This window comes from Streptomyces sp. NBC_01431 (genome assembly GCF_036231355.1).
Lineage (GTDB): Bacteria > Actinomycetota > Actinomycetes > Streptomycetales > Streptomycetaceae > Streptomyces.
In genome coordinates, this window is the sequence record NZ_CP109496.1 from 762,774 (window position 1) to 785,792 (window position 23,019).

The window sequence follows — 23,019 nt, forward strand, 5'->3', positions numbered from 1 at the left end:
CTTCCTTCGAGGTGGACCATACATCGGTAGCGTAGTACTACGCCATCGTTGTACCGCGCCGATGCGGCAGAATGCGGCAGGATGTGAACATGCTCGAACTCGCCATCCTGGGATTCCTGTACGAAGCGCCGCTGCACGGCTACGAGCTGCGCAAGCGCATCACCGCGCTCACCGGCCATGTGCGCCCGGTCGGCGAGAGCACGCTCTATCCGGCGATCAAACGCCTGGAGAAGGCCGGGCTGCTCGCGCGCGAAACCCAGCCGGGGGCGGCGGCCGCTCCTCGGCACGTGCTCACCCTGACCGCAGCGGGCCGCCAGGATCTGCTCGACCGACTCGCGGAGCCGGACCGTTTGGACATCACCGACGAGAACCGCTGGTTCACCCTGCTCGCCTTCCTGCGCCATCTGCCCGACCCGGCACGACAGGCCCAGGTGCTGCGGCGCAGGCTCACGTTCCTCGAAGAACCGGCGAGCTTCTTCTACGACGGTGAACGCCCTGTCGCGGCAGAGGAGTTGGACGATCCGTTCCGCCGGGGCATCCTCACGATCGCCCGCGCCACCAGCGCGGCGGAGCTCAAGTGGCTCCGCACCACGCTGCGTTCACTTCACTGATGCCGCCCACTCGGACGCGTCGGCCGGGCCCCGCAGAGGCGGTTCGGGGCCGCCGCGTGCGTCGCCGGAAACCGGAAACGTGCCGAGCGCTGGCACGCGATACCTGCCCGGGTAAACCCTTGACCTCTGAGTTCTGGCGCGCGTAGTGGGGCGCGGCGGGAGCAGGTGTACGGTGCGGGCCCGCAGGCGCGGGGGCGCCGCGGGGCGGGGCGGCGGGGTGTAGCGGAAGGGGCGGAGCAGCGAGTCGTCACCAGAGCTGCCGCGATCGGGTGGATCGCGCGGAAGTCCCGTTCAGGATCACGGAGTTGGATTCGACGCAGCCGGTCCGGAACGATTCAACGCTGCCCCCTATCTGCCGACGGAGCTCCAACCCTACGTTGGCAATGAGCGTTTCCGAGTTCGGCGTCGCCGCCCCGCGGTCGGCCGCCCAGGGGAAGGTGGTCCCGATGTTCGGGAGATTCCGCAAGCCGGCCCGTTCACAACCGGCCGCCGATCGCCAACACAACATCTTCGAGGCGGCGGCCGCGTACGTCGCGGCGTGCGCGGAGGACGACCAGGACGCGATGGAGGAGGCGGCGGGCTGGGTGTCGCCGGAAGCGCTGTCGTTCGGCGTGCGCGAGCTCGCCTGCCGGGCGGTGATCGTCCTGGCCCGCGACCGCGGAGAGACCCCGCGCGCGGTCGCCGACGAGCTGATGGGACTACCGGCCGCCTGAAAGGCGTGCCATGGATCGGGTTCCTGGCCCTCGACGTCTGCGTTACCGGGTGGTTAAGGTGCGCCGACGAGCGAACCGAAGGGGAGGATTCCGTGACCGGGACGGACGAGGCCGAAGCGGCCGCAACCGCCGCAGATGACGCGCTGTACGTGCTCACGGCGATGCTGCTGACGCCCGCGCAGTTCCCCAGCGTGCTCGGCGACGACTACCCCGAGGCGTGCGCGGCGCTCGGCCTGGGGCCGTACGCCCAGGGCTACGGCCTCGTGCTCGGCCAGGACGGCGCGGGCGCCCGCTGGACCGTGGTCATCGACGACGTGTCGCTGGTGGCGGTGGCGATCGCGTCCTGGGACTGCGGAATGGAGTACGACCTGTCGCCTGACGAGCGCACGGTGGTGGCGGCGCTACCGGGCTGGCCGGTGGAACTGGCCGTCGCGGCACCTGACGTACCCGCTCCGCACGACCCCGCCCCCGGCCCCGAGGACCCGCCCCCGCTCACACCCCCCGACACCAGCACCTGGGGCCCGGCCCAACGCCGCCTGGGCGCGGACATGATCGCACTCCAATGGACGGCGTGGCGCGAGCAGTTGAGCGATGACGCGTTCTTGCCGGAGGCCGACGCGGGGAAACCCGACGAGGCCGAACGTCCCGAAGCCGCCGGAGGGTCCGGCGAGGCCGGAGGGTCCGGATCCTCCGGAGAGTCGGGCGAAGCCGGAGGGTCCGGGGAATCCGGAGGACCCCGGGGGGCCGATGGGCCCGAGGGCATGAAGGCTCCCGACGGATCCGAGGGCGTGAAGGCTCCCGAGGGCTCCGAGGGATCCCAGGGGTCCCAGGGCTCGGAAGTTCCCGAAGACTCCGAAGGCTCCGAAGTTTCCGCCGGCTTCAAGGCGCCCGAGGGATCCAGCGATGCCGCCCGGGGCAACAAGCCCGCGGTATCCGAGGAGCCCGCAGCGTCCGGAGCGGGATCGGATAGAGAAGGCGACGACGGCGTACGCGGCGAGGAGGGGGCGGTAGGCCCTCGGGCCTTGGGGGTCCAGCGGGTGCTTGAGGAGGTGGGCGGCTACCTTGAGTCGCCACCCCCGGTCGGCCGGGTCCGGTCCGCGTTCGCGCCGGGCGGCGCCCGGACGCTGCGTGCCGACGGCCCCGGATGGTCCCTCGTCGCCAGGACCGACGACATGGCGTTCGTCCTGTTCGACGACGACCCCGGCGAGGTGCACCCGGTGGGCCGCGGATCCAGACTTCCCGCGCTCCTGGAAGCACTGGACGCGATGGCCGTACGTCCGTCCTGAGCCCGGGAGCCCTGGAGGCCCACTTCGCTTCGGAGCCCCCGCCCTTGGTGTCCCGCCTGCCCAACAGGGCATCTGACAGGGCACGGTGGGAGAACCCGCCGCAGCTTGTGCGTTCGTGATGCCGCGGGCGGGTGAACCGAGTAGAAATGACGGTGGCAAGTTACCTCGCTGCAAGCTGTATGAAAGGGGGTGGGAGAGTGCCATGGAGATTCAACCCCGCACCAGGGTGGCCCTCCGCGCCGCAGAACTTCTCACCGCCGCCGGATTGGCGTCCTGACCCGAGCTGGCCGTCGGCACCGGGCAACTGGCCATTCTGGGTATGGACCGACGACCTACCGCCACAGACCGCACTCACGCTCCCTCCAACTACCCTCTCCCCGGCCGTCGCAGCTGTGTCTGCCGGGGCGACCAGCGTGCGAATCAGCACTAACGAACTTCGTGGCGAAGATGGCACGATGACGCTCCACCCCGATTCACTGGAGCTGAGGTTCTCGGTGGGTCGGCTCGGTGATCCACTCAAGGCCGCGCTTCGGATCCGCCGTTTCCCGCTCTCGGCGGTGACCGGCGTGCGCTATGAGCCGCCAACGGGCCGACGCCGCGGGTCTCTTCAGCTCCTGATCGTTCCCGGTTCGGATCCGCTGCGTCCGCTACTCAAGGAGCCTGATCCCGGACCGGGGACTGACCCCGACACCCTGGTCATTCCCCTGGGCCGGGCTGTGGAGGCAGCGGCGTTCGCCGGGGTGATCCGCGCCCGCTTGGCTGAAGGCCTGCCGGTCGCTGGTGCTCACGGCACTCCCCGGGTTGAGAGCGGCGACCTGCCGATGGAGGTGTCGGGGACCGATGGACGTGTCTCCTTCGACGGGGAGACAGTGGTACTGCAGTTTGGTCGCCTGGCTTCACAGGAGAAGCGTCATACGGCTCGTCGGGCCATTCCCCTGGACGCGATCGCCGACGTTCGCGTACATCACCCTGGGCTTACGGGTTGGCTGCACTTCGCCCTTGCAGGCGCACTGGTCGCGCAGCCGATCACGCCGAAGACCGATGTCAACACGCTACTGCTCAACGCGGACCGTTCACAGGCCTACGCGATTCTCGGGGCAGCCGTTCTCACACGAGCCCACAGGGCTGGGGCCCACACCCAGGCGGAGCCGCTCCCCACGCCCGACCCCCCGGTGGCGAGCCGTGACGAGCAGCAACCCGCCTGCCTCACCAGTGCTCCACGGCAAGCAGTGCGCAGCGTTCCCACATGGGCAGAACCCGCCAGCGCAAACACCGACCCAGAACCAGGGCCGCCCCTGGCAGCCGTCTCGGATCGCTCCCCCTCGCCCACACGCAAAGAGCGACGTGACGCCCGCCGTGCCACAAAGGAGTACCAGAAGGAATTGGCGAGTTGGGAGGAAGATCAGCAGTTACTGGACGAGATCGTCGCCGCCGCCTGCCGAGCGGGCGCGGCTTCCGCGGGCACGGCTTGCACAGCCTCGACACCCGCTCTCATCATTCTCAAAGCGAATGAAACCGCTCTCTGGACCGGTCAAGCGTCACTGATCGAACCTCGGCGACGCCCGGGGCACTACGCCGGCGGTTCCTCCGGTGTCCGGGTGAAGGTCGCCAAAGGGCTGTCCTTTCGCGTCGGGGTCTCCAACCGCCAATACGTACCGGGCCCCGAGGTTCAAACGCCGACCGACCGAGGACAAGCCATCGTGACCACCCAGCGCGTTGTCTTCAAAGGGACGCACAACAACAAGGAATGGGCATTCGTCAAGCTCCTCAGCGTAGAGAACGCCACAGGGGGCAAGAGCGTGCTTCTTCCGGTCTCGAACCGGCAGAAGATATCCGGCCTGCTGCTCGGCCAGCTGGCGGAGGAATTCTCTGCGTTCCTGACTCTCGGGTTGGCCATCTGGGAAAACGGGCCCAGGATGGTCATCACGGAGTGTGAGAAGTCAGCCAAGGCACACCGCGAGCAGCGGCCCCTTCAACCGTGACCGTTTGCGGAGAAAGCGGCGGCTGACGCCGGTCGGCCCCCTCCCACTCCCTCTCACCCCACCGTCAGCCACGCCAGGCTGCCGAGGCCGGCGAGTGTGCAGTAGATGGCGAACGGGGTCAGGGTTCGGGTCTCGAAGTACTTCGTGAGGAAGCGGACGGCGACGTACCCGGCGACGAAGGCGGCTGCGCTGCCCGCCAGGACCTGGCCGCGGATCCCGTCGCCCGCCGGGCCGAGCAGGGACGGCACCTTCAGCAGGGCGGCGGCCGCGATGACGGGCGTGGCGAGCAGGAAGGCGAAGCGGGCGGAGTCCTCGTGGGAGAGACCGCGGAAGATGCCCGCGCTGATCGTGGAGCCGGAGCGGCTGATGCCGGGGCAGAGTGCGAGGATCTGGGCGGCGCCGATCCAGACGACCTGACGGTACGTGAGCTGGGTCAGGCGCCGGTCCGAGAGTTCGTCGGGGTCCAGGTGCTCTTCGCCCGGCGCCACCGAGGCGCCCGCGCGGCGGCGCCCCGTACCGCCCCGGCGCAGCTGCTCGGTGAGGTAGAGCACGATGCCGTTGAGGGCGAGGAAGACCGCGGTCGGGATGGGCTTTCCGAGCGTGGAACGGAAGAGGTGGTCGAGCGCCAGGCCGGCCACCCCGACCGGAATCGTGGCCACGATGAGCAGCCACGCCAGCTTCTGCTCGACCGTGACGACGCGGCGCTCACGTATCGAGCTGACCAGACCGCGTATCACCCGGACCCAGTCCCGGCGGAAGTAGACGACGAGCGCGAGCGCGGTGGCCAGGTGCAGCCCGATCAGAACGTTCAGGTACGGCGATCCGTCGGCCGACACGTCGAGGTCGTGCTTCCAGTGTCCGCCGAGCAGCGCGGGCAGCAGGATGCTGTGGCCGAGGCTGGACACGGGGAACAGTTCGGTGACGCCTTGGAGCAGGCCGACGCCTATTGCTTCCGGGTAGGTCAGAACAGACATCGACGGCTTTCGGTGCGTGAACGGGTCCCTGACGTGGGAGCGCGCGCAGGACAAAGCGCGGCCTGGCGAAGCTACTACACGCTGTGGAAGGTGAGTTCCGACGGGCGGAAGTGTTCAACTCGTCGCCGCCTGACGTTCATCGACGCCGGGGCGGACCCGCGTTCTGAATCGCCTTGTTTACCGTCCGCCCCCGGTGTTCACTTCGATCAAGAGCACGGCTGCCGGGAGGAACACGCATGACGGACAAGGGCGTTGAGGGCAACGTCGCGGGCGACGGCGCAGTGGATGTCGTCTGTCGGCCTGTGGGATGGGTGGTCGGCGGGCGGGGCGAGGTCGCCGATGATCACTGGGGCGGCGAGACCGCCGTGATCCGGCTCGACGGCGAGCAGTTCGGGCCCGAGGCCCTGTACGGGCTCATGGACTTCTCCCATCTCGAAGTCGTCTTCCACTTCGACCGGGTCGCCCCCGAGAAGATCGAGTCCGGCGCCCGGCGCCCTCGCGGCAACCCCGACTGGCCGCTGGTCGGCATCTTCGCCCAGCGCGGCAAGAACCGCCCCAACCGGCTCGGCGTCTCGCGCTGCCGCGTCCTCGCTGTCGACGGGCTCGATGTGCAGGTCGCCGGGCTCGACGCGGTGGAAGGCACCCCGGTGCTCGACATCAAGCCGTATCTCGCCGAGTTCGGCCCGCGGGGCGAGACCGTGCAGCCTCCGTGGTCGGTGGAGCTGATGCGGGACTACTACGAGTGAGAGGCGCGGACCGCCTCGCACTCCGGGCGGAGGGTGGGCGCGGGCCACGCCTCCCCGGCGCCCCGCCATGGCACGTTCGACCCACGCCCCGCCCCCGTCAGCTCAACTCGCCTGCCACCAGGGCCAGTTGACGCTCAGCTACACAGCAAGCCAGTGCTCACACCCGCTCCAGCGGCCGGTGCGGCCCCTGCGGCAGTTCGGCCGTGATCGTGTCTCCCGGGCGGATCTCGCCGCCCACGCGGACCACGCTCATGATGCCGGCCTTGCGCACGATCGTGCCGTCCTCGTCACGGCCAACGACCTGCTTGAGCAGCCCGTCCTGGAAGGCGTCGATCTGGAGGCACGGGTTGCGCAGGCCGGTCACCTCGACGACCGCCTCGGCGCCGATGCGCAGCAGGGTGCCGGTGGGCAGGCCGAGGAGGTCCATGCCCGCCGTCGTCACGTTCTCGCCGAGCTGTCCGGCACCGACCTCGAAGCCCTGCTCGGCCACCTCCCCGAAGAGCTCCTCGTGGATCAGGTGGACCTGGCGCAGGTTCGGCTGCGTCGGGTCCTGGGCGACGCGTGAGCGGTGCTTGACCGTCACACCCGCGTGTACATCACCTTCCACCCCGAGCCCGGCCAGCAGTCTGATGCTGTCCCGGTTCGGCTTCGTGAAGGAGTACTCACCATTGCTGCTGACCGCCGTGACCGTCCCACTCGTCCCGCTCATCGCGCCGAGCTCCCCTCTGCCGTACTCATGATGGCCGAAACCCAAGATCGGTCCTGAGCCTATCCCGGCAGGTCAGAGCAGCTGCTAGCGCCCGAGCTCCTTGCGGGATATGTGCCGCAGCCTCCGCCGCTGGCTCGGGTCCAGCATCAGATAGGCCGCTACGGGGACCCCGATCAGGACCAGCAGGGCCAGCCAGAATCCGATCAGCGGGATCAGAATGAGCCCCGCCACCACTCCTCCGGCGGCGATCATCGCGCGCTTGGACATGTCCGTCGCCTTCCTCCTCGCGGCGATCTGCCGCTCTGCCCAGGGAACGCGCGGCGGCGCCCCCTGGTTCCACCTGCTTCCACTATGCGTCACTTCCGCAGTGGTGCGCCGACCTCGCGCATGTGCTCCAGGGCCTGGCGGTAGGAGTCGGTCAGCGAGGTCTCGGCGTACGGGATGCCCAGGGCGGCACAGTGGGCGCGGACCATCGGCTGGGCGAGCCGGAGGTGCGGGCGCGGCATGTTCGGGAACAGATGGTGCTCTATCTGGTAATTCAGACCGCCCAGGAGCCAGTCGGTGACCGGGCCACCGCGTACGTTGCGCGAGGTGAGGACCTGGCGGCGCAGATGCCCCCAGGCCGCGTGGCCGGGGTCGTCCGGGTCGGGCATCTCCATGCCCTTGTGGTTGGGGGCGAAGGTCATGCCGAGGTGCAGGCCGAACAGCGCGTGGTGCAGCACGGCGAAGGCCAGCGCCTTGCCCGGGGACATGACGGTCAGGAGCAGCGCCACATAGCCGGCGAGGTGGAGGATCAGGAGGGGGGCCTCCACGGCCCGCTCGCGCGGCGGCTGCCGCTTGAGGTCCTGGAATCCGTACACCTTCAGGGCGATGCCTTCCAGGAGCAGCATCGGGAAGAAGAGCCCGGCCTGATTGCGGGTGAGCCAGCGGGCGAGGCCTTCGCGGCGTTCGGCCTGCTTCTGGGTCCAGACGAGGGCGCCGACGCCGACGTCCGGGTCCTTGTCGATGTGGTTGGGGTTGGCGTGGTGGCGGTTGTGCTTGTCGTTCCACCAGGCGTAGCTCATCCCGAGGAGCAGATCACTGTGCAGCAGGCCGATGAACCGGCCCGCGCCCTTGCCACGGGTGATCTGGGCGTGGCCGGCGTCATGGCCGAAGAAGGCGGTGCGAGCCCAGAGCACGCAGAGCGGCACCGCGTACAGCAGGGTCCACCAGGTGTCGCCGGTGAGCGCCATCGCGGTGACCGTCGCGGCCAGCGCCAGCAGGTTGAGCACGATGCGGACGGCGTACCAGCCGGTGCGGCGGTCGAGCAGACCCTGGCCCTTCACCGTCTTGAGCAGGGGCGCGAACTCACTGCCCGCCCGCGGCTCGGCAGGGGCGCCGAGGCCCGTGGCGGGCTGCGGCATGGTGGCCTGTGGCATGACGTCTCCGGTCGGTCGTCCCCCGCAGTTCCCTGCGCTGACCTGACTGAACGTACGGATCGCCACCTGTTGACGGCCATGGCGCCACCACCCGTGCTGCGGCGGGGGCCTGCCCCCGCAATCACCGGTGGTGCTGACCCCACCCACGCGGATCCATGTGATCTGGGTCACTCGGTGACGCTCCCGATCGGCCGGTCCTTCCTGTACCCTCGGCCGCTCCGGCAACGTAGTCAAATTTGAGGAATGCGTTATCGCTGTGCAGAGGCTCCCCGTTCCCACGCCGCCCCAGCTCGCCGAACTCGCCCGCTGCCGCGTGGCGTTCCTGCCCGCGGACCCGCCCCGCACCGGCCGCGTCGCCTTCTGGCACCCCGACGGCGAAGAGCCGCCGACCGCGGCCGGCACGGTCGAGAACCTGACCGTCGTCGACGCGGACGTCACGCCCCAGGACGTACCCGCCCTCCTGCTGTCCGTCCAGGACGCGCTGCCCGTGCTCACCCGGGCCCGTGCCTCGGCCGAGGCCTCGCGCCCGGCCGCCTTCTGGGGCTCCGCCGCGCTCCTCGCCCTCCAACTCGCCGCCCGGGGGCTCCTGTTGCCCGGTCTCACGCCGAGCGATCACGACGCGTGGCGGGTCGGCCCGCTCGGCGCCGACGAGCTGGACAAGGTGCGCGAGCTGGCCGCGGCGATGCCGCCGGAGGCGCATGCAGTCCCGCTCGACACCACCGCCGGCCCTGTGTTGCTGGCCGACCCCGAGCGACTCCTGCGCGCCTTCCTCGACGCGGTCGCGGACGGGCTGCCCCGCACCCCCGGCGCGGCGCGGGCCACCGGCTCGCCGGCCTTCGCCGCCGACGAGCCGCGGCGGCTGCCCGAACAGCGGGCCTGGGCCGCGGAGGTTGCCGCCGGGCACGACGCGGGCGTACGGATCTCACTGCGCGTCGAGCTGCCGGGACTCGCCTCGGCCGCTATGGACAGTGCGCCGGTGTTCCGCGCGGTGCTCCAGATGCACGGCGTCAGCGATCCGGCGCTGGTCGCCGATGCCGCCGAGGTGTGGGCCGAATCCGGCGCTGGCGGCCGGTTCGGGCCGCGGGCCCGCATGGACGCGCTGCTCGCGCTGCGCCGGGCGGCCCACGCCTGGGCGCCGCTGGCCCCGCTGCTCTCGGCCGCCGTTCCGGATGCGATCGAGCTGGCCGACGAGGAGGCGGCCGAGCTGCTTGGTGCGGCCTCGCGCACGCTGGCCGCGATCGGCGTCCAGGTGCACTGGCCGAAGGAGCTCGCGCGCAAGCTGACGGCGCGCGCGGTGATCGGCCCGCAGGAGCAGGCGCGGGAACGGCTCGGGACGGGGGCGCCTTCCGTCCTGTCGGCGGACGCGCTGCTCGCCTTCGACTGGCGGTTCGCGCTGGGCGGGACGGAGTTGACGCGAGCGGAGCTGGACCGGCTCGCCGAGGCGAGTCGTCCCGTGGTGCGCCTGCGCGACCAGTGGGTGCTCGTCGATCCGCAGGAGGCCCGGCGCGCCCGCGACGCGGCACAGGACCGCAAGGTCACCCCGGTCGACGCGCTCGCGGCGGTCCTCACCGGCTCGACCGAGATCGACGGGCGGCTCGTCGACGTCGAGGCGACCGGCTGGCTGGCCCGGCTGCGCGACCGGCTCGCCGATCCCGAGGGGGACCGCGAGCAGCCGGTGGCGCAGCCCGCGGCGCTCACCGCCCAGTTGCGCGACTATCAGCTGCGCGGCCTCAACTGGCTTGCCGACATGACCTCGTTGGGCCTCGGCGGCTGTCTCGCCGACGACATGGGACTCGGCAAGACCATCACCCTCATCGCGCTGCATCTGCACCGCCAGAGCGATCCGGCGACCGCAGGCCCCACTCTCGTCGTCTGCCCCACGTCCCTCATGGGCAACTGGCAGCGCGAGATCGAGAAGTTCGCGCCCGGCACCCCCGTCCGCCGCTACCACGCCGCCTCGCGCTCACTCGACTCCCTGCTGGACGGCGAGTTCGTGCTCACCACGTACGGGACGATGCGTCTGGACGCCGCGAAGCTGGCCGGGACGTCGTGGGGCATGGTGGTCACCGACGAGGCGCAGCACGTCAAGAACCCGTACTCGGCGACAGCCAGGCAGCTGCGCACCATTGAGGGCCGCGCGCGCGTCGCGCTCAGCGGCACGCCGGTGGAGAACAACCTCTCCGAACTGTGGGCGATCCTCGACTGGACCACCCCCGGACTGCTCGGCCGCCTCGGCACGTTCCGTACGCGATACGCGGCCGCCGCTGAGAGCGGCTCCGATCCGGCAGCAGCCGAGCGCCTCTCCCGGCTTGTCCGGCCCTTCCTGCTGCGCCGCCGCAAGTCCGACCCGGGCATCGCGCCCGAGCTGCCGCCGAAGACCGAGACCGACCGCGCCGTTTCCCTCACCCCGGAGCAGACCGGTCTGTACGAGGCCGTGGTGCGCGAGACGCTCGCCGAGATCTCCGCGGCCGACGGCTTCGAGCGGCGGGGCCTGGTGGTGAAACTACTGACCGCCCTCAAACAGATCTGCAACCACCCGGCGCAGTATCTGAAGGAGAACTCCCCCAGGATCAGCGGTCGTTCGGGAAAGCTGGAGCTGCTCGACGAGCTACTCGACACCATCGTCGCCGAGGACGGGTCGGTGCTCGTCTTCACCCAGTACGTGCAGATGGCGCGGCTCATCGAGGAGCATCTGGCGACGCGCGGCGTTCCGGCGCAGTTCCTGCACGGCGGGACGCCGGTGGAGCGGCGCGAGGAGATGGTGCGACGCTTCCAGGACGGTGAGGTCCCGGTGTTCCTGCTGTCGTTGAAGGCGGCGGGTACGGGTCTGAACCTGACCCGGGCCGGTCATGTCATCCACTACGACCGGTGGTGGAACCCCGCCGTCGAGGCGCAGGCCACCGACCGGGCGTACCGCATCGGGCAGACCCGCCCGGTGCAGGTCCACCGGCTGATCGCGGAGGGCACCGTCGAGGACCGGATCGCCGAGATGCTGGACCGCAAGCGGGAGTTGGCGGATGCCGTGCTCGGCGCGGGTGAGTCCGCGCTGACCGAGCTGTCCGATGCGCAACTGACGGATCTGGTGGCGTTGCGAGGGAGCGGGCGATGAGCGACACGTACGAGGACGAGCGCACCTTCGAGCCGCTGCCGCCCGCGCCGGGGCGCGGCTTCGCCGTGAGCTGGTGGGGCCAGGCGTGGCTGAAGGCCCTGGAGGACACCGCGCTCGACGGGCAGCAGCTCAAGAAGGGGCGCCGCTTCGCGCGGGAGGGCGCGGTCGGCGCGGTCACCGTCCGCCCTGGCCGGATCACGGCGGTGGTACGGGGCCGGGACGGCTCCCGGCACCGCAGCGATGTACTCCTCCAGGAGCTGGACGCCGCCGCCTGGGATCGCTTCCTGGAGATGGCCGCGGAGCGCGCCGGGCACATCGCGGCGCTGCTCGACCGCGAGATGCCGCCCCACCTGGTGGAGGACGCGGCGACCGCGGGCGTCGAACTCCTTCCCGCCATCGGCGACTTGGAACCGGCGTGCACATGCGACGCCTGGGACCACTGCCCGCACACGGCGGCGCTCTGCTACCAGGTGGCGCGCCTGCTCGACCAGGACCCGTTCGTGCTGCTGCTGATGCGCGGCCGCACCGAGCGGGCGCTGCTCGACTCCTTGCAGGAGCTCAGCGCGGCGCCTTGCGTGAGTGAGCCGACGGCAGTGGAGGGCGTACCGGCCCAGGAGGCGTTCGCGGCCCGGGACATCGTGCCGCCGCTGCCCGCGCCGCCGACGCTGCCGCCGGAGCCGGACGGGCCCGCCCATCTGGACACCGAGACCGCGCCGGAGCCGGGGGTCGATCCGGCGGCACTGGAGTTCCTGGCGGCCCATGCCGCGGCGCGAGCCCATCGCATACTGGCGGACGCGCTCGCCAAGGATCACCAACTACAACCCGTTGAACCCACTTTGACGGTGGATCAGGACACCGTCCGCCTTGCGGCCGACTGCCTCGATCGCCGGATTTCCGCACGGCTGGCCGGCGCGTCGGGGCGGCGACCCGCCGACCTGGAGGCGGCCGTACACGCCTGGCGACTGGGCGGGGTCGCTTCGCTCCGCGTGCTGGAAGAGGAGTGGACTCCGGGGACGGAGGAGCTGGCGCGGGCCGTCGCGGGCCTCGACCGCGCCTGGCCCGAGGGCGAGCGCCCGGCGCTGCGGGCGACCGGCGGCAACCGGTGGACGGTGACCGGCCGGGACGCCCAACTGCGGCTCGGCCCGGACGGCCGGTGGTGGCCCTACCGCAAGGAGCACGGACGCTGGGGCGCGGCGGGTCCGGCAGACCGGGATCCGGCGGCGGCGCTGGAGTCGATGTTCGCCGCTGCCGAGGGCGAGCGCGGCGATTGAACCGGCGCGACCGAGCGTCGCGGCGTTCACCGCGTGTTCGTCACCTCCCCAGCGATCCCGGACAGCAGTCCGCTGGGGAGTTCCGTCGGGAATCCACTCGTCAACTCCGTTGGCAGTGACGGTAGTTCGGTCGGCCAGCCGGTGGGCAGCGACGTGGGCCAGCCGCTCGGCAGGCTCAGGGACGGGGTGGGGCTCGCAGTCGGGGTGGGGCCGGCGGGACTCTTACCGTCGCCGCCGGATCGGGTGACCGCGAACGCGATGGCGACGATCGCCGCGACCGCCACGACGACCGCGACGACGATCAGCGGCCCCCGGCCACCGCCCCTGCCCGGCGGCCGGGGCGGTGGCGACGGCGACTGCCAGGTCGGCGGCCCGAACCCACCCCCCGACGGCGGTCCGAAACCTCCGCCGGACGGCGGACCGGGCGGCTTGGGCGGTACGGGCGGCATGGCCATACCCTCCAGAATCGGCGGGAAGGGGGCATCCCGCGACCCCTGTACGGAAAATTCACCAACCGGCCCACAGCACATCGACGTTCCGCTCACAGGCCGCTCGAAACGGCGTCCCCTTCCACCCCGCGCGCCCCGGACCGTACGGTAACTACCGCGACATTCTTGCCCGTTGACGGACAGAGGGGGCCGATGGTGCCCGAGCGATCCAGTACGAGCACGGGCACCGGGCTGGCTCGGAACGCCGTCGGCCTGCGGGAGTTCCTCTTCCAGAGCGTCACCGCGATGGCGCTCGCGGCGGCCGTCGCCGCCTCCGTTCCGGCGAGCCCGGCCTGCGCGGGCGGCAGCCGCGTGGTGCCGGCGCGCCGCTACCCCGGCTGGCACAGACCGGCCGCGTTCACCTCATCGATCCCGATGGGGACCACGAGCAGACAGGAGCGCTACGAGGATGAGCGACGATCCGCGGATTCTCACCGTGCGGCCCAAGGAGGGCGAGTACGCCTGGATGTTCGGCGGCGCGCCGCCCGTCGCCCGCATCGCGCCCGGGACCGTGCTCGATCTGTACACCGAGGACTGCTTCGCCGGACGAGTGCGTTCCGAGCACGATCTGGTCTCCCGCGTCTGCGAGTTCCCCTTCCTCAATCCGCAGACCGGGCCCTTCTACGTGGAGGGCGCGGAGCCCGGCGACACGCTCGCCGTGCACTTCGTGTCGATTCGGCCCGCCCGGGACTGGGCCGCCTCGACGACCGTCCCCCTGTTCGGCGCGCTGACCTCCACGCACACGACGGCGACGCTCCAGCCGCCGCTGCCGGAGGTGGTGTGGATGTGGGAGCTCGACCGGGTCCGCGGCACCTGTCTGTTCCGGGCCCGCGAGAGCGACATCGAGGTCGAGCTGCCGATGGACCCGATGCACGGCACGGTCGGCGTGGCACCGGCCAATCTGGAGGTGCGCTCGGCGCTGGTGCCGGACGCACACGGCGGGAACATGGACACCCCTGAGATGCGCGCGGGCGTCACCTGCTACCTCGGCGTCAACGTGGAAGGTGCACTGTTCAGCCTCGGCGACGGGCATGCCCGCCAGGGTGAGGGCGAGACGTGCGGAGTCGCCGTCGAATGCGCCATGAACACGGTGGTCGTGGTCGAGCTCCTGAAGGGCGTCGAGACGCCCTGGCCGCGCATCGAGTCCGACACGCACATCATGGCGACGGGATCGGCGCGCCCGCTCGAAGACGCCTTCCGCATCTCACAGCTGGACCTGGTGCGCTGGGTGGAGCGCGACTACGGGCTCTCCGCGCTCGACGCGTACCAGTTGGTGTCCCAGGCGGGCGAGGCTCCGCTCGCCAATGTCTGCGACACCAACTACACCTGCGTCGCCAAGATCCGCAAGGAATGGCTGCCCCGGCAGGGCGAGCCGCACCGGGGGCTGCACCGCCACCTGCGCGACATGGCAGCTCAACTTCCGTTATTCAACGCCTAGTTCAGGGATGCGCTCGATGAACCGCAGAAGACTCCTCCAGGGCACCGCCGCTTCGATCGCCGCCGGAATCCTGTTCCCGGCAGGCGAGGCGGAGGCGGCCAACGGCACCACCGACTACCCGGGCGCGCACTGGATGCCCGCGTCGACGTCCAACTACACGGCGTCCACCAGGCCTTCGGCGTACCCCATCGACTACGTCGTCATCCACGTGACCCAGGAGACCTGGGCGAACACCATCGACATCTTCCAGAACCCGGCGAAGAAGGTCTCCGCGCACTATGTGACGCGCTCCGCCGACGGGTACATCGCACAGATGGTCCGGGAGCACGACATCGCCTGGCACGCCGGGAACTGGGACTACAACACCCGCAGCATCGGCATCGAGCACGAGGGCTGGATCGACCAGCCCGACTACTTCACCGACGCGCTGTACGAGCGGTCGGCCGCGCTGACGGCCTCGATCTGCGACCGGTGGGGCATCGTGAAGGACCGGGAGCACATCATCGGCCACTACCAGGTCCCCGGCACCGATCACACCGACCCGGGACCCGAGTGGGACTGGGTGCGCTACATCAGGCTCGTCAACTTCGCCTGAATGATGGCTACTTCCGTGCTCCTTGCCGGACGCTCACACGGTGACGAGGATGGGAACCGGCCCATACGGCGTGCGGGGAGACCGAGTTGACGGACAGGCGCGACGAGTCCTGGGTGGCCCTGGAAACCGGGTCCGACCCGGCCGAGCTGAGCGGTCGACTCCGGCTTGCCCACGACCAGTTCACCTCGGCCGGACGGGTGGTGCGTCCGGTGCGTCCGCTGGTGGCCGCGTCCTGGCAGCGCTCCGCGCGGGCCCGCGTCAGCCCGGAGGGGGCGGCCTGTGTGGAGCTGGACGAGGAGGACGTCCTCGCATACCGGGACGGGCACCCGCTGGCTCGCGCCATGCCGGTGATACGCGAGCTGACCGGGGCGTACGCCTCGGATGGCGAGCACCTGGCGGCCGTGTGCGACGCGCAGGGTCGCCTCCTGTGGGTCGAGGGGCATCCGCGGATCCGCGGTGAGGCCGGACGCATGAACTTCGTTCCCGGTGCCCGCTGGGCCGAGTCGGCCGTGGGCACCAACGCGCCCGGCACCGCCCTGGCCGAGGACCGCCCGGTCCAGGTGTTCACGGCCGAGCACTTCCGCCGGCCGGTCCAGCGGTGGACCTGCGCCGCCGCCCCCGTCCACGACCCGCGTACCGGAAGGCTGCTCGGCGCCGTCGACCTCACCGGCGGCGACGGCCTCGCCCACCCGCACAGTCTGGGCTTCGTCCAGGCCGTGGCAAAGGCCGCCGAGTGCGAACTGGCCCTGCTCGCCCCGCCGCCCGTCGGTGAGGCGGTCTGCCTCAGCGCGCTGGGCAGGGACGAGGCACTGCTGGTCGCGGACGGCCGCAAGCTGCGCCTCAGTCGCCGCCACAGCGAGATCCTGGTCCTCCTCGCCCGCCACCCCGAGGGCCTGAGCGGCGACGAACTGCTCGTGGCGCTGTACGAGGACGAGGCCGTCAGCCCCGTGACGCTGCGCGCCGAACTGTCCAGGCTGCGAAGGCTGTTGGGGCCCGAACTCCTCGCCTCCCGCCCCTACCGGCTAACCGCCCCGGTGGACGCGGACTTCGACACGGTGGCCCGGCGGCTCGGGTCGGGCGCGGTGGCCGCGGCGATGACGTTCTACTACGGGCCGCTCCTTCCGGGCTCCCAGGCTCCGGCCGTGGTGCGCCTGCGCCGACGCCTCGCCGGCCAGGTGCGGGCCGCGCTCCTGGCGCGCGCCGACCCGGGGCTGCTCGCCGACTGGGCGTACAGCCCGTGGGGCGAGGACGACCTCCCGGTGTGGCAGGCCCTGGCCGCCGCCCTTCCGAGCTGCCAACAGACCGCAGTTCAGGCCAGGTTGAGGGAACTGTCGGCCGAGCAGGGCCTCGCAACGGGGTTGCAACCTTCCCACCCCTAGCCTGCCCTGCGAGCGCCGCCCAAGGGCGGGCGGCGCGGCAGAGGGAGGCCACGGAGATGACCCGTTACGCAGCACCCGGCACCGAGGGCGCGCTCGTCTCGTTCCAGTCCCGCTACGACAACTGGATCGGCGGCGCGTACGTGCCGCCACGGCTCGGCCAGTACTTCGAGAACCCGAGCCCCGTCAACGGCCGCCCCTTCACCGAGATCGCCCGCGGTACCGCCGAGGACGTCGAGCTCGCCCTTGACGCGGCGCACGCCGCCGCACCGGCCTGGGGGCGCACCTCCCCGGAGGCCCGTGCGAACGTCCTGCTCAAGATCGCGGACCGGATGGAGGCGCACCTGGAGGAGCTGGCGGTCGCCGAGAGCTGGGAGAACGGCAAGCCCGTACGCGAGACGCTGGCCGCCGACATCCCGCTGGCCATCGACCACTTCCGGTACTTCGCGGGCGCCCTGCGCGCTCAGGAGGGCTCGCTGAGCGAGATCGACGACGACACCATCGCCTATCACTTCCACGAACCGCTCGGCGTGGTCGGCCAGATCATCCCGTGGAACTTCCCGATCCTGATGGCGGTGTGGAAGCTGGCCCCGGCACTGGCCGCGGGCAACGCTGTGGTGCTGAAGCCGGCGGAGCAGACCCCGGCCTCGATCCACTTCTGGATGAGCCTGGTCGCGGATCTGCTGCCCCCGGGGGTGGTCAACATCGTCAACGGCTTCGGCGTGGAGGCGGGCAAGCCGCTCGCGTCGAGCCCGCGCGTCGCGAAGATCGCGTTCACGGGCGAGACCACCACCGGGCGGCTGATCATGCAGTACGCCTCGGAGAACATCAAGCCCGTCACCCTCGAACTGGGTGGCAAGTCACCCAACATCTTCTTCGACGACGTGTGGTCGGCGGACGACGACTTCCGCGACAAGGCCCTCGAAGGCTTCACGATGTTCGCCCTGAACCAGGGCGAGGTATGCACCTGCCCGTCCCGCGCCCTGATCCAGCGCGGCCACTACAGCGAGTTCCTTGAGGCGGCTGTCGCCCGCACGGAACGGATCGTCCCGGGCCACCCGCTGGACACCGACACCATGATCGGCGCCCAGGCGTCCAACGACCAGCTAGAGAAGATCCTTTCCTATCTTGACATCGGCCAGCAGGAGGGCGCGAAGATTCTGACGGGTGGTCACCGCATTGAATACGACGGTGAGTTGGCGGGCGGCTATTACGTCCAGCCGACCATCTTCGAGGGCGACAACCGCATGCGGATCTTCCAGGAGGAGATCTTCGGCCCGGTGGTGGCGGTGACCTCGTTCACCGACTTCGACGACGCGATCGGCACGGCGAACGACACGCTGTACGGCCTGGGAGCGGGCGTATGGACCCGCGACGCGAACACGGCCTACCGCGCGGGCCGCGCCATCCAGGCGGGCCGCGTGTGGACCAACTGCTACCACGCCTACCCGGCGCATGCCGCCTTCGGCGGCTACAAGCAGTCGGGGATCGGACGCGAGACGCACAAGATGATGCTGGAGCACTATCAGCAGACGAAGAACATTCTTAGCTCATACAGCCCACAGAAGCTTGGGTTCTTCTAGGACCTGAAGTTGGGTTCCTGAAGCCAACGTTGTGCTTCAGGAACCCAACCTCCGCGATAACTGTCCGTGACGCCCTGGAGCGATCCGACACTGCAGGGCGTCAATTGGCAAGGCTCCCGGACCGATCACGGACCGGATTCGATCTCGCGATCATCCAAGACCGACGCGGGGACGAGATCGTGCACGCGACGGCGCATGCGCCGCCAGGAGGCCTGTGCGGCTGCTTTCGTTGGGCCGCCCAGCTTGCACGGGCACTCCCCGATTTAGCGGTTGACTCCCCGCCATCGTCGCGTCACCCAAGATACCCGTCGGAGCAGGCCGGTTCCGGGGCGAGTCCTGGTCGTTGTCCGGTTGAGCATGCCAAGCCCGCCCGGTGGAGCGGGCAAGCGGGGCATGATGTGATCCGTTGGCGCTGCTCCAACCGACGGAGTTCTGTATGGTGGTCAGTCAAGATCCTTCGTCAGACGAGTCGTTCACGGATAGCGGAGGGCTTCGAGGGGTTCGGGCTTGGGCGGAGGCGGCAGAGGGGCGGGCGGAGCTCGTCTTGCTGCCGGACCCCAGCCAGCCGTTCCGACTCCAGCTGTCCGACCAGGCGACCGAGGACCAGCTGATCGCTGAACTTGAGCAGCTGGTGGGCCTGCTGGACCAGGACGAGGCGCTCTGGCCGGTGCTGGCGGCCCGGCTCGGCGGACTGCTGGCCATCCGGCAGCAACAGCGCCCCGGTACGGCCGGGGACCGGTCGCGTGCCATGCAACTGCTGCGTGCCGCGCGGGCCAGCGGCACGGGCCTGGCCCGCTGGGACCGGCAGCGGGCCGCCCTGTACCTGTTCACCCTGCTGATTCCGCTGCCCCACGGCGATCCGCGTGAGGCGGTGAGCGACTTCGGAAGCATGGCTGAGTGGGGCCGGAAGTACGCAACGGTCATGAGTCCCGACAGCCCGACGCACAACGAACTCAGGGATCTGCTCGCCGAGCTCAATGAGGCTCCGCTGCCGCCGCACCTGCGCCAACAGCTCGGAGTGATGTCCGTCGCCCTCCGCACGGCGCCGGCCGGGCCCGATCAGATGATTGCTCAGCTGAAGACGATGTGCGAGCTGTTACCGCCAGGATTCCCCGTCGCGGAGCAGCTGCGGACGCTGCTGAGCACCGGTCCGTCTCCGACGAGGCCAACCAGTGGGACAGCTTCCGGCCCGGCCGATCCGACGGTCACGGTGGCCGACCAGCACGAGCCCGACTCCACGCTGCTCGACCTGTTGGGACAGGCTCTGCAGGGAGACGTGACAGCCGACCAGCTGAACACCCTCGCTGAGCTCGCCGCGACCGCCCGGAGTTCGGCAGGCCCGGAGGCCGCCCCGTTCGGCGCCCTGACCCACGCCATGGCACGGATGGTGCAGACGCAACAGACTGGTGACCCGCAACAGCTCGCCGATGCCGCTGAGTCCGTGCGGCAGGAAGCAGAGCGCCTGTCATCGGCGGACGGGTGGCTTCCCCCTCTGGGCACCATGCTTTCGATGCTGATCGGTGCGTCTCACACCCTGACCGGGAGCCTGGAGGACGCCGCAGCCGCCGAGGAGCAGCTCGCCAAGGTCGTCGAGCAGCTCCAGGGGTCGCCATTGAACAACCCCGACCATCCCATGGCCGACCTGGTCGGTATCTCCAGGACGGTCATGCTCGGCCGCCATCACGCCCGCGAAGGGAATGCCGATGGTCTGCGGGAGTGCATCGCGACGATCGCCGCGGTCCGCGACACCCTCGTCAAGGACGAGGACAAAGCGATGGCCACCATGCCGCTTGGCCTGCTCAACGGCGAGCTCTGGCGGATCACCAACGATCCCGAGGCGGGCCGCCTCGCAATCCGCCTTCTCGCCGAGAGCCAGGCCCAGCCGATGGTCCCCTACATGACATCCGTCCTGGGATCGGAGACCCTTCGCACCCAGATCGCGGGCATACAGGCGCTGGTCAACGGCGATCCGGAAGAGCTGCGAAACGTGCTGGCGACGTCCGGGGCCGAGCAGAGCAGCCCGTCGCCAGGGACGTCGTGGAGCCGGATGAGCGAGGCGACGGTTCATGGGCTCCTCGCGGATCTCACTGATGACCCTGCTGATCTCCACCGCGCCATCGAGGCGTTGGAACAGGTCCGCCCCGATCCGGCCCGAGGCGACGGCAGCTGGCTCGACGCCACGCTGCTCTGGAACCTCGCGCTGCTCTACAGTCGCCGGGATGCCCCCCACTCCGGTGAACAGACCCCGGCCGCGGAGGCGATGATCCAGTCTCTGGAGGCCACCGCCGCCGCCGTGCTGCTGGAGTCCAATGCTGAGCACCGCCTGCAGCAGGCCCGGGACGGCGCGGCGCGTGCGCTCCAGGGTGCTTGGTGGTCCGGCGCAAACGGGCGGGCCGAACACGCGATCACCATGCTGGAGTTGGGCCGCTCGATGGTGCTCCAGGCGGCGGCGGTATCGGCTCAGGTACCGGACCGCCTGGCCGCCGCCGGTCACCCGCAGCTGGCCCGCCAGTGGCGCGCGGCCGAACACACCGACGCGCCGAAGACCGCGATCCCCAGCCAGCTGCGCCGCCAGGCGCTGACCGCACTGGGGTACCGGGCGGGCACTGGGCCGTTCGCGCCGCCGCCACTGCCTGAGCTCAGGGCCGCGCTGCGCTCGGCGGACGCCGACGCCTTGGTGTACGTGGTGCCGGGCGGTGCCTCCGAGCACGGGCTGGCTGTCATCCTGGGCCCGGAGATCGAGCCCTTCGCAATCCAGCTGCCCCGGCTCGGCCGGGCCGGCCGCAACCCGCTGGACGCCTACCTCGATGTCTGTGCCGAACGCTCCCGGCTCCGCGGGGACGACCCGGACGGCAGGCTGGAGGAGGTCGAGGCGCGCTGGCAGCAGGCGCTCACCGAGCTGTGCGGCTGGGCCTGGCCGACGGCGGTCGGGCCGATGCTCCAGGGGATCGAGGAGAAACTGGCTGACGCCCCCGAGCGGCCAGGCGACCGGCCCGGCGGACTGCGCCTGGTGCTGGTCCCGTGCGGCAACCTCGGTGTGGTGCCCTGGCACGCGGCCCGGCTGCCCGAGGACTCCGAGCACCGCTACGCCTGCGAGCTCATGGTGCTCTCCTATGCCCCGTCGGGCCGGCAGTTCCTGCGGTCGGCCGCCCGGCGGCGGCTCGCCCCGACCAGTCGCCCGGTGCTGCTGGCCGATCCCTGGATGGACCTGACCTGGGCCGAGGAGGAAGTACTGGCGCTGCGCGATGGCTGCTATCCGTCCGCCGAACTCTACGGCGAGTACTACGAGTTGCCAGATCAACTGGTGGCCGCCGGCACGCCCGAGGAGGTGCTCGCGCTGCTGCCGGGCGCAGGCCAAGCGGCGGAGCGCCCGCCGTCGCTGCTTCATGTGGCCTCGCATGGGTCGGCCGGGGTGCGTCCGACAGTCTCGGCGCTGTTCCTGGCGCCGGGCGGACCGGCCGCCGGGCAGCTGACGGTGACTCAGCTGCTGGACCGGCCCGCACCGAGCGAGCCGGCCACACCCGGTCCGCTGGTCGTGCTCAGTGCCTGCGAGACAGATCTGAGCACCCGCGACCACGACGAGGCGCTCACCCTGGCCACCGCCTTCCTCGCCGCCGGGGCCACTGACGTGGTGGGCTCGCGCTGGGCCACCCAGGACGCCGCGTCGGCGCTGATGATGGCCGTCTTCCACCACCACCTGGCCGTGCGCGGGCTGACTCCGGCGGACGCCCTGCAGGCAGCCCAGCGATGGATGCTCGATCCACACCGCACCCCGCCCCCGGGGCTGAGCCCAGGACTGCTGCGCCAGGCGAGCCAGCCGCAGCTGGCCGAGCCCGCCGTCTGGGCGGCCTTCGTGCACCACGGCCGCCCGGGCCCCGCTTCGACCGACAGGAAGGCCGGGTGAGCCCCCAGGAGCTACTGAATCGTCTCACCCAGCATTGGGACGAGGCCGGTGCGGCGCTCGATCCCGAGGGCCGGGCCGGTCTGCTCACGAGCCTGCGGGTGCTGGCCGACTCGATCAACGACGGGTGGGTCGCCCGCAAGGCGCTGCAGGACGTGAAGAACGCGCTCAAGCCGCTCCCATTGGGGCACCCGGTACTGCGCGTGCTGGACGGCACCCGGTTCGTCGCCACGGACGTCGTACCCCGCCGCCGCGGCGGCGGACGAGCTGCTGGAGCAGCTTGCGGGTGTGCTCATTTCTCACAGCGACGATCTGACGATCCGTCAGCAGAGTGACGCTCTGGCCGTTAGCGCGCACAAGCCTTCGAGGGCAAAGCGGAGCCAAACGGCTCGATCAAAATCGAATGAGAGAAAGGTCGGCATGGCCAACGAACGGGCAGATGAGCAGGGCACCCTCATCGCCAAGATGATCGCCCGTAGGGCGACGCCAGGCGATGTGGCGCGCCTCAACGCGAACTTCAAGCAGTGAGAAAAAGAGGGGTGGGGGAATTCATACTTCGCCATCGCCGCATGCGTAGATGAGCTTGCTAGAGCATGCGAGGGCAGCCGCGGTGAATGGGGGACACTGACGGAAGAGGAGCAAACTGCCCTCGTCCACTACTTCGGCCTCCTGTACCTCCCTACCGAGTCAGGCATCGAGGACGACGCTCGCGCTTTCCGGGAAGAGATCCGTCACCGCGGCGCAACGTTGCATGCTTTCGCCCAAAACGTTCTAATACTCTTCGGGAAAGCGTAGGTCTGCCCCGCTGCGGCCCGCAAA

General features: G+C 70.5%; 18 protein-coding genes. 13 read left to right on the top strand and 5 right to left on the bottom strand.

What is annotated here, in order from left to right; all coding sequences use genetic code 11:
• The first annotated feature begins 89 nt into the window (after positions 1-89).
• From OG522_RS03725 to OG522_RS03740, 4 genes are all read left to right on the top strand, one after another.
• Complete coding sequence (locus tag OG522_RS03725; protein ID WP_329461470.1) at positions 90-611, top strand: PadR family transcriptional regulator; 522 nt, start codon at positions 90-92, stop codon at positions 609-611.
• A 446-nt stretch (positions 612-1,057) separates the two neighbouring features.
• Positions 1,058-1,324 carry a hypothetical protein gene (locus OG522_RS03730; protein WP_329467470.1) on the top strand — a complete coding sequence of 89 codons (267 nt, stop codon included), beginning with the start codon at positions 1,058-1,060 and terminating at the stop codon, positions 1,322-1,324.
• A 92-nt stretch (positions 1,325-1,416) separates the two neighbouring features.
• Entirely contained in the window at positions 1,417-2,610 is a 1,194-nt protein-coding gene (locus OG522_RS03735; RefSeq protein WP_329461471.1) for a hypothetical protein, read from the top strand.
• Between the two features lie 455 nt (positions 2,611-3,065).
• The gene (locus OG522_RS03740; RefSeq protein ID WP_329461472.1) at positions 3,066-4,592 is read left to right on the top strand and encodes a DUF4429 domain-containing protein; all 1,527 of its coding nucleotides are present in this window, start codon (positions 3,066-3,068) and stop codon (positions 4,590-4,592) included.
• A gap of 53 nt (positions 4,593-4,645) precedes the next feature.
• On the opposite strand, the gene OG522_RS03745 is transcribed toward OG522_RS03740, so the two are convergent.
• Positions 4,646-5,566, bottom strand: a complete 921-nt coding sequence (locus OG522_RS03745; RefSeq protein WP_329461473.1) for an undecaprenyl-diphosphate phosphatase — start codon at positions 5,564-5,566, stop codon at positions 4,646-4,648.
• Between the two features lie 236 nt (positions 5,567-5,802).
• Between OG522_RS03745 and OG522_RS03750 the strand changes: the two genes are divergently transcribed.
• A complete protein-coding gene (locus OG522_RS03750) occupies positions 5,803-6,312 on the top strand; it encodes an SAM-dependent methyltransferase (protein WP_329461474.1) in 510 nt (169 codons plus the stop codon).
• Between the two features lie 157 nt (positions 6,313-6,469).
• On the opposite strand, the gene OG522_RS03755 is transcribed toward OG522_RS03750, so the two are convergent.
• From OG522_RS03755 to OG522_RS03765, 3 genes are all read right to left on the bottom strand, one after another.
• Positions 6,470-7,021 (bottom strand): MOSC domain-containing protein, encoded by a 552-nt coding sequence (locus OG522_RS03755; protein ID WP_329461475.1) that lies wholly within the window; start codon positions 7,019-7,021, stop codon positions 6,470-6,472.
• Between the two features lie 84 nt (positions 7,022-7,105).
• Positions 7,106-7,288 carry a hypothetical protein gene (locus OG522_RS03760; protein ID WP_053724879.1) on the bottom strand — a complete coding sequence of 61 codons (183 nt, stop codon included), beginning with the start codon at positions 7,286-7,288 and terminating at the stop codon, positions 7,106-7,108.
• Positions 7,289-7,377: 89 nt separating this feature from the next.
• On the bottom strand, positions 7,378-8,439 hold the full coding sequence (locus OG522_RS03765; RefSeq protein WP_443074656.1) for a fatty acid desaturase family protein: 1,062 nt from the start codon (positions 8,437-8,439) through the stop codon (positions 7,378-7,380).
• A 256-nt stretch (positions 8,440-8,695) separates the two neighbouring features.
• Here OG522_RS03765 and OG522_RS03770 point away from each other — a divergent pair, with 256 nt between their 5' ends.
• Both OG522_RS03770 and OG522_RS03775 read left to right on the top strand, forming a co-directional pair.
• Positions 8,696-11,548 (top strand): SNF2-related protein, encoded by a 2,853-nt coding sequence (locus OG522_RS03770; protein WP_329461476.1) that lies wholly within the window; start codon positions 8,696-8,698, stop codon positions 11,546-11,548.
• Entirely contained in the window at positions 11,545-12,819 is a 1,275-nt protein-coding gene (locus OG522_RS03775) for an SWF or SNF family helicase (protein WP_329461477.1), read from the top strand. Before OG522_RS03770 ends, OG522_RS03775 begins: the two co-directional genes overlap by 4 nt.
• A gap of 26 nt (positions 12,820-12,845) precedes the next feature.
• Here the strand turns inward: OG522_RS03775 and OG522_RS03780 are convergent, their stop codons facing one another.
• Complete coding sequence (locus OG522_RS03780) at positions 12,846-13,268, bottom strand: hypothetical protein (RefSeq protein ID WP_329461478.1); 423 nt, start codon at positions 13,266-13,268, stop codon at positions 12,846-12,848.
• Positions 13,269-13,716: 448 nt separating this feature from the next.
• On the opposite strand from OG522_RS03780, the gene OG522_RS03785 reads away from it, so the two are divergent.
• From OG522_RS03785 to OG522_RS03810, 6 genes are all read left to right on the top strand, one after another.
• Entirely contained in the window at positions 13,717-14,745 is a 1,029-nt protein-coding gene (locus OG522_RS03785; protein ID WP_329461479.1) for an acetamidase/formamidase family protein, read from the top strand.
• A gap of 16 nt (positions 14,746-14,761) precedes the next feature.
• On the top strand, positions 14,762-15,340 hold the full coding sequence (locus OG522_RS03790; RefSeq protein ID WP_329461480.1) for an N-acetylmuramoyl-L-alanine amidase: 579 nt from the start codon (positions 14,762-14,764) through the stop codon (positions 15,338-15,340).
• Positions 15,341-15,426: 86 nt separating this feature from the next.
• Positions 15,427-16,719 carry a GAF domain-containing protein gene (locus tag OG522_RS03795; protein ID WP_443074657.1) on the top strand — a complete coding sequence of 431 codons (1,293 nt, stop codon included), beginning with the start codon at positions 15,427-15,429 and terminating at the stop codon, positions 16,717-16,719.
• Between the two features lie 56 nt (positions 16,720-16,775).
• On the top strand, positions 16,776-18,299 hold the full coding sequence (gene adh / locus OG522_RS03800; RefSeq protein ID WP_329461481.1) for an aldehyde dehydrogenase: 1,524 nt from the start codon (positions 16,776-16,778) through the stop codon (positions 18,297-18,299).
• 544 nt (positions 18,300-18,843) lie between these two features.
• Positions 18,844-22,203, top strand: a complete 3,360-nt coding sequence (locus OG522_RS03805) for a CHAT domain-containing protein (protein WP_329461482.1) — start codon at positions 18,844-18,846, stop codon at positions 22,201-22,203.
• Positions 22,200-22,535: a hypothetical protein gene (locus tag OG522_RS03810; RefSeq protein ID WP_329461483.1), complete on the top strand. Its 336-nt coding sequence runs from the start codon at positions 22,200-22,202 to the stop codon at positions 22,533-22,535. Before OG522_RS03805 ends, OG522_RS03810 begins: the two co-directional genes overlap by 4 nt.
• Positions 22,536-23,019: the final 484 nt, after the last annotated feature.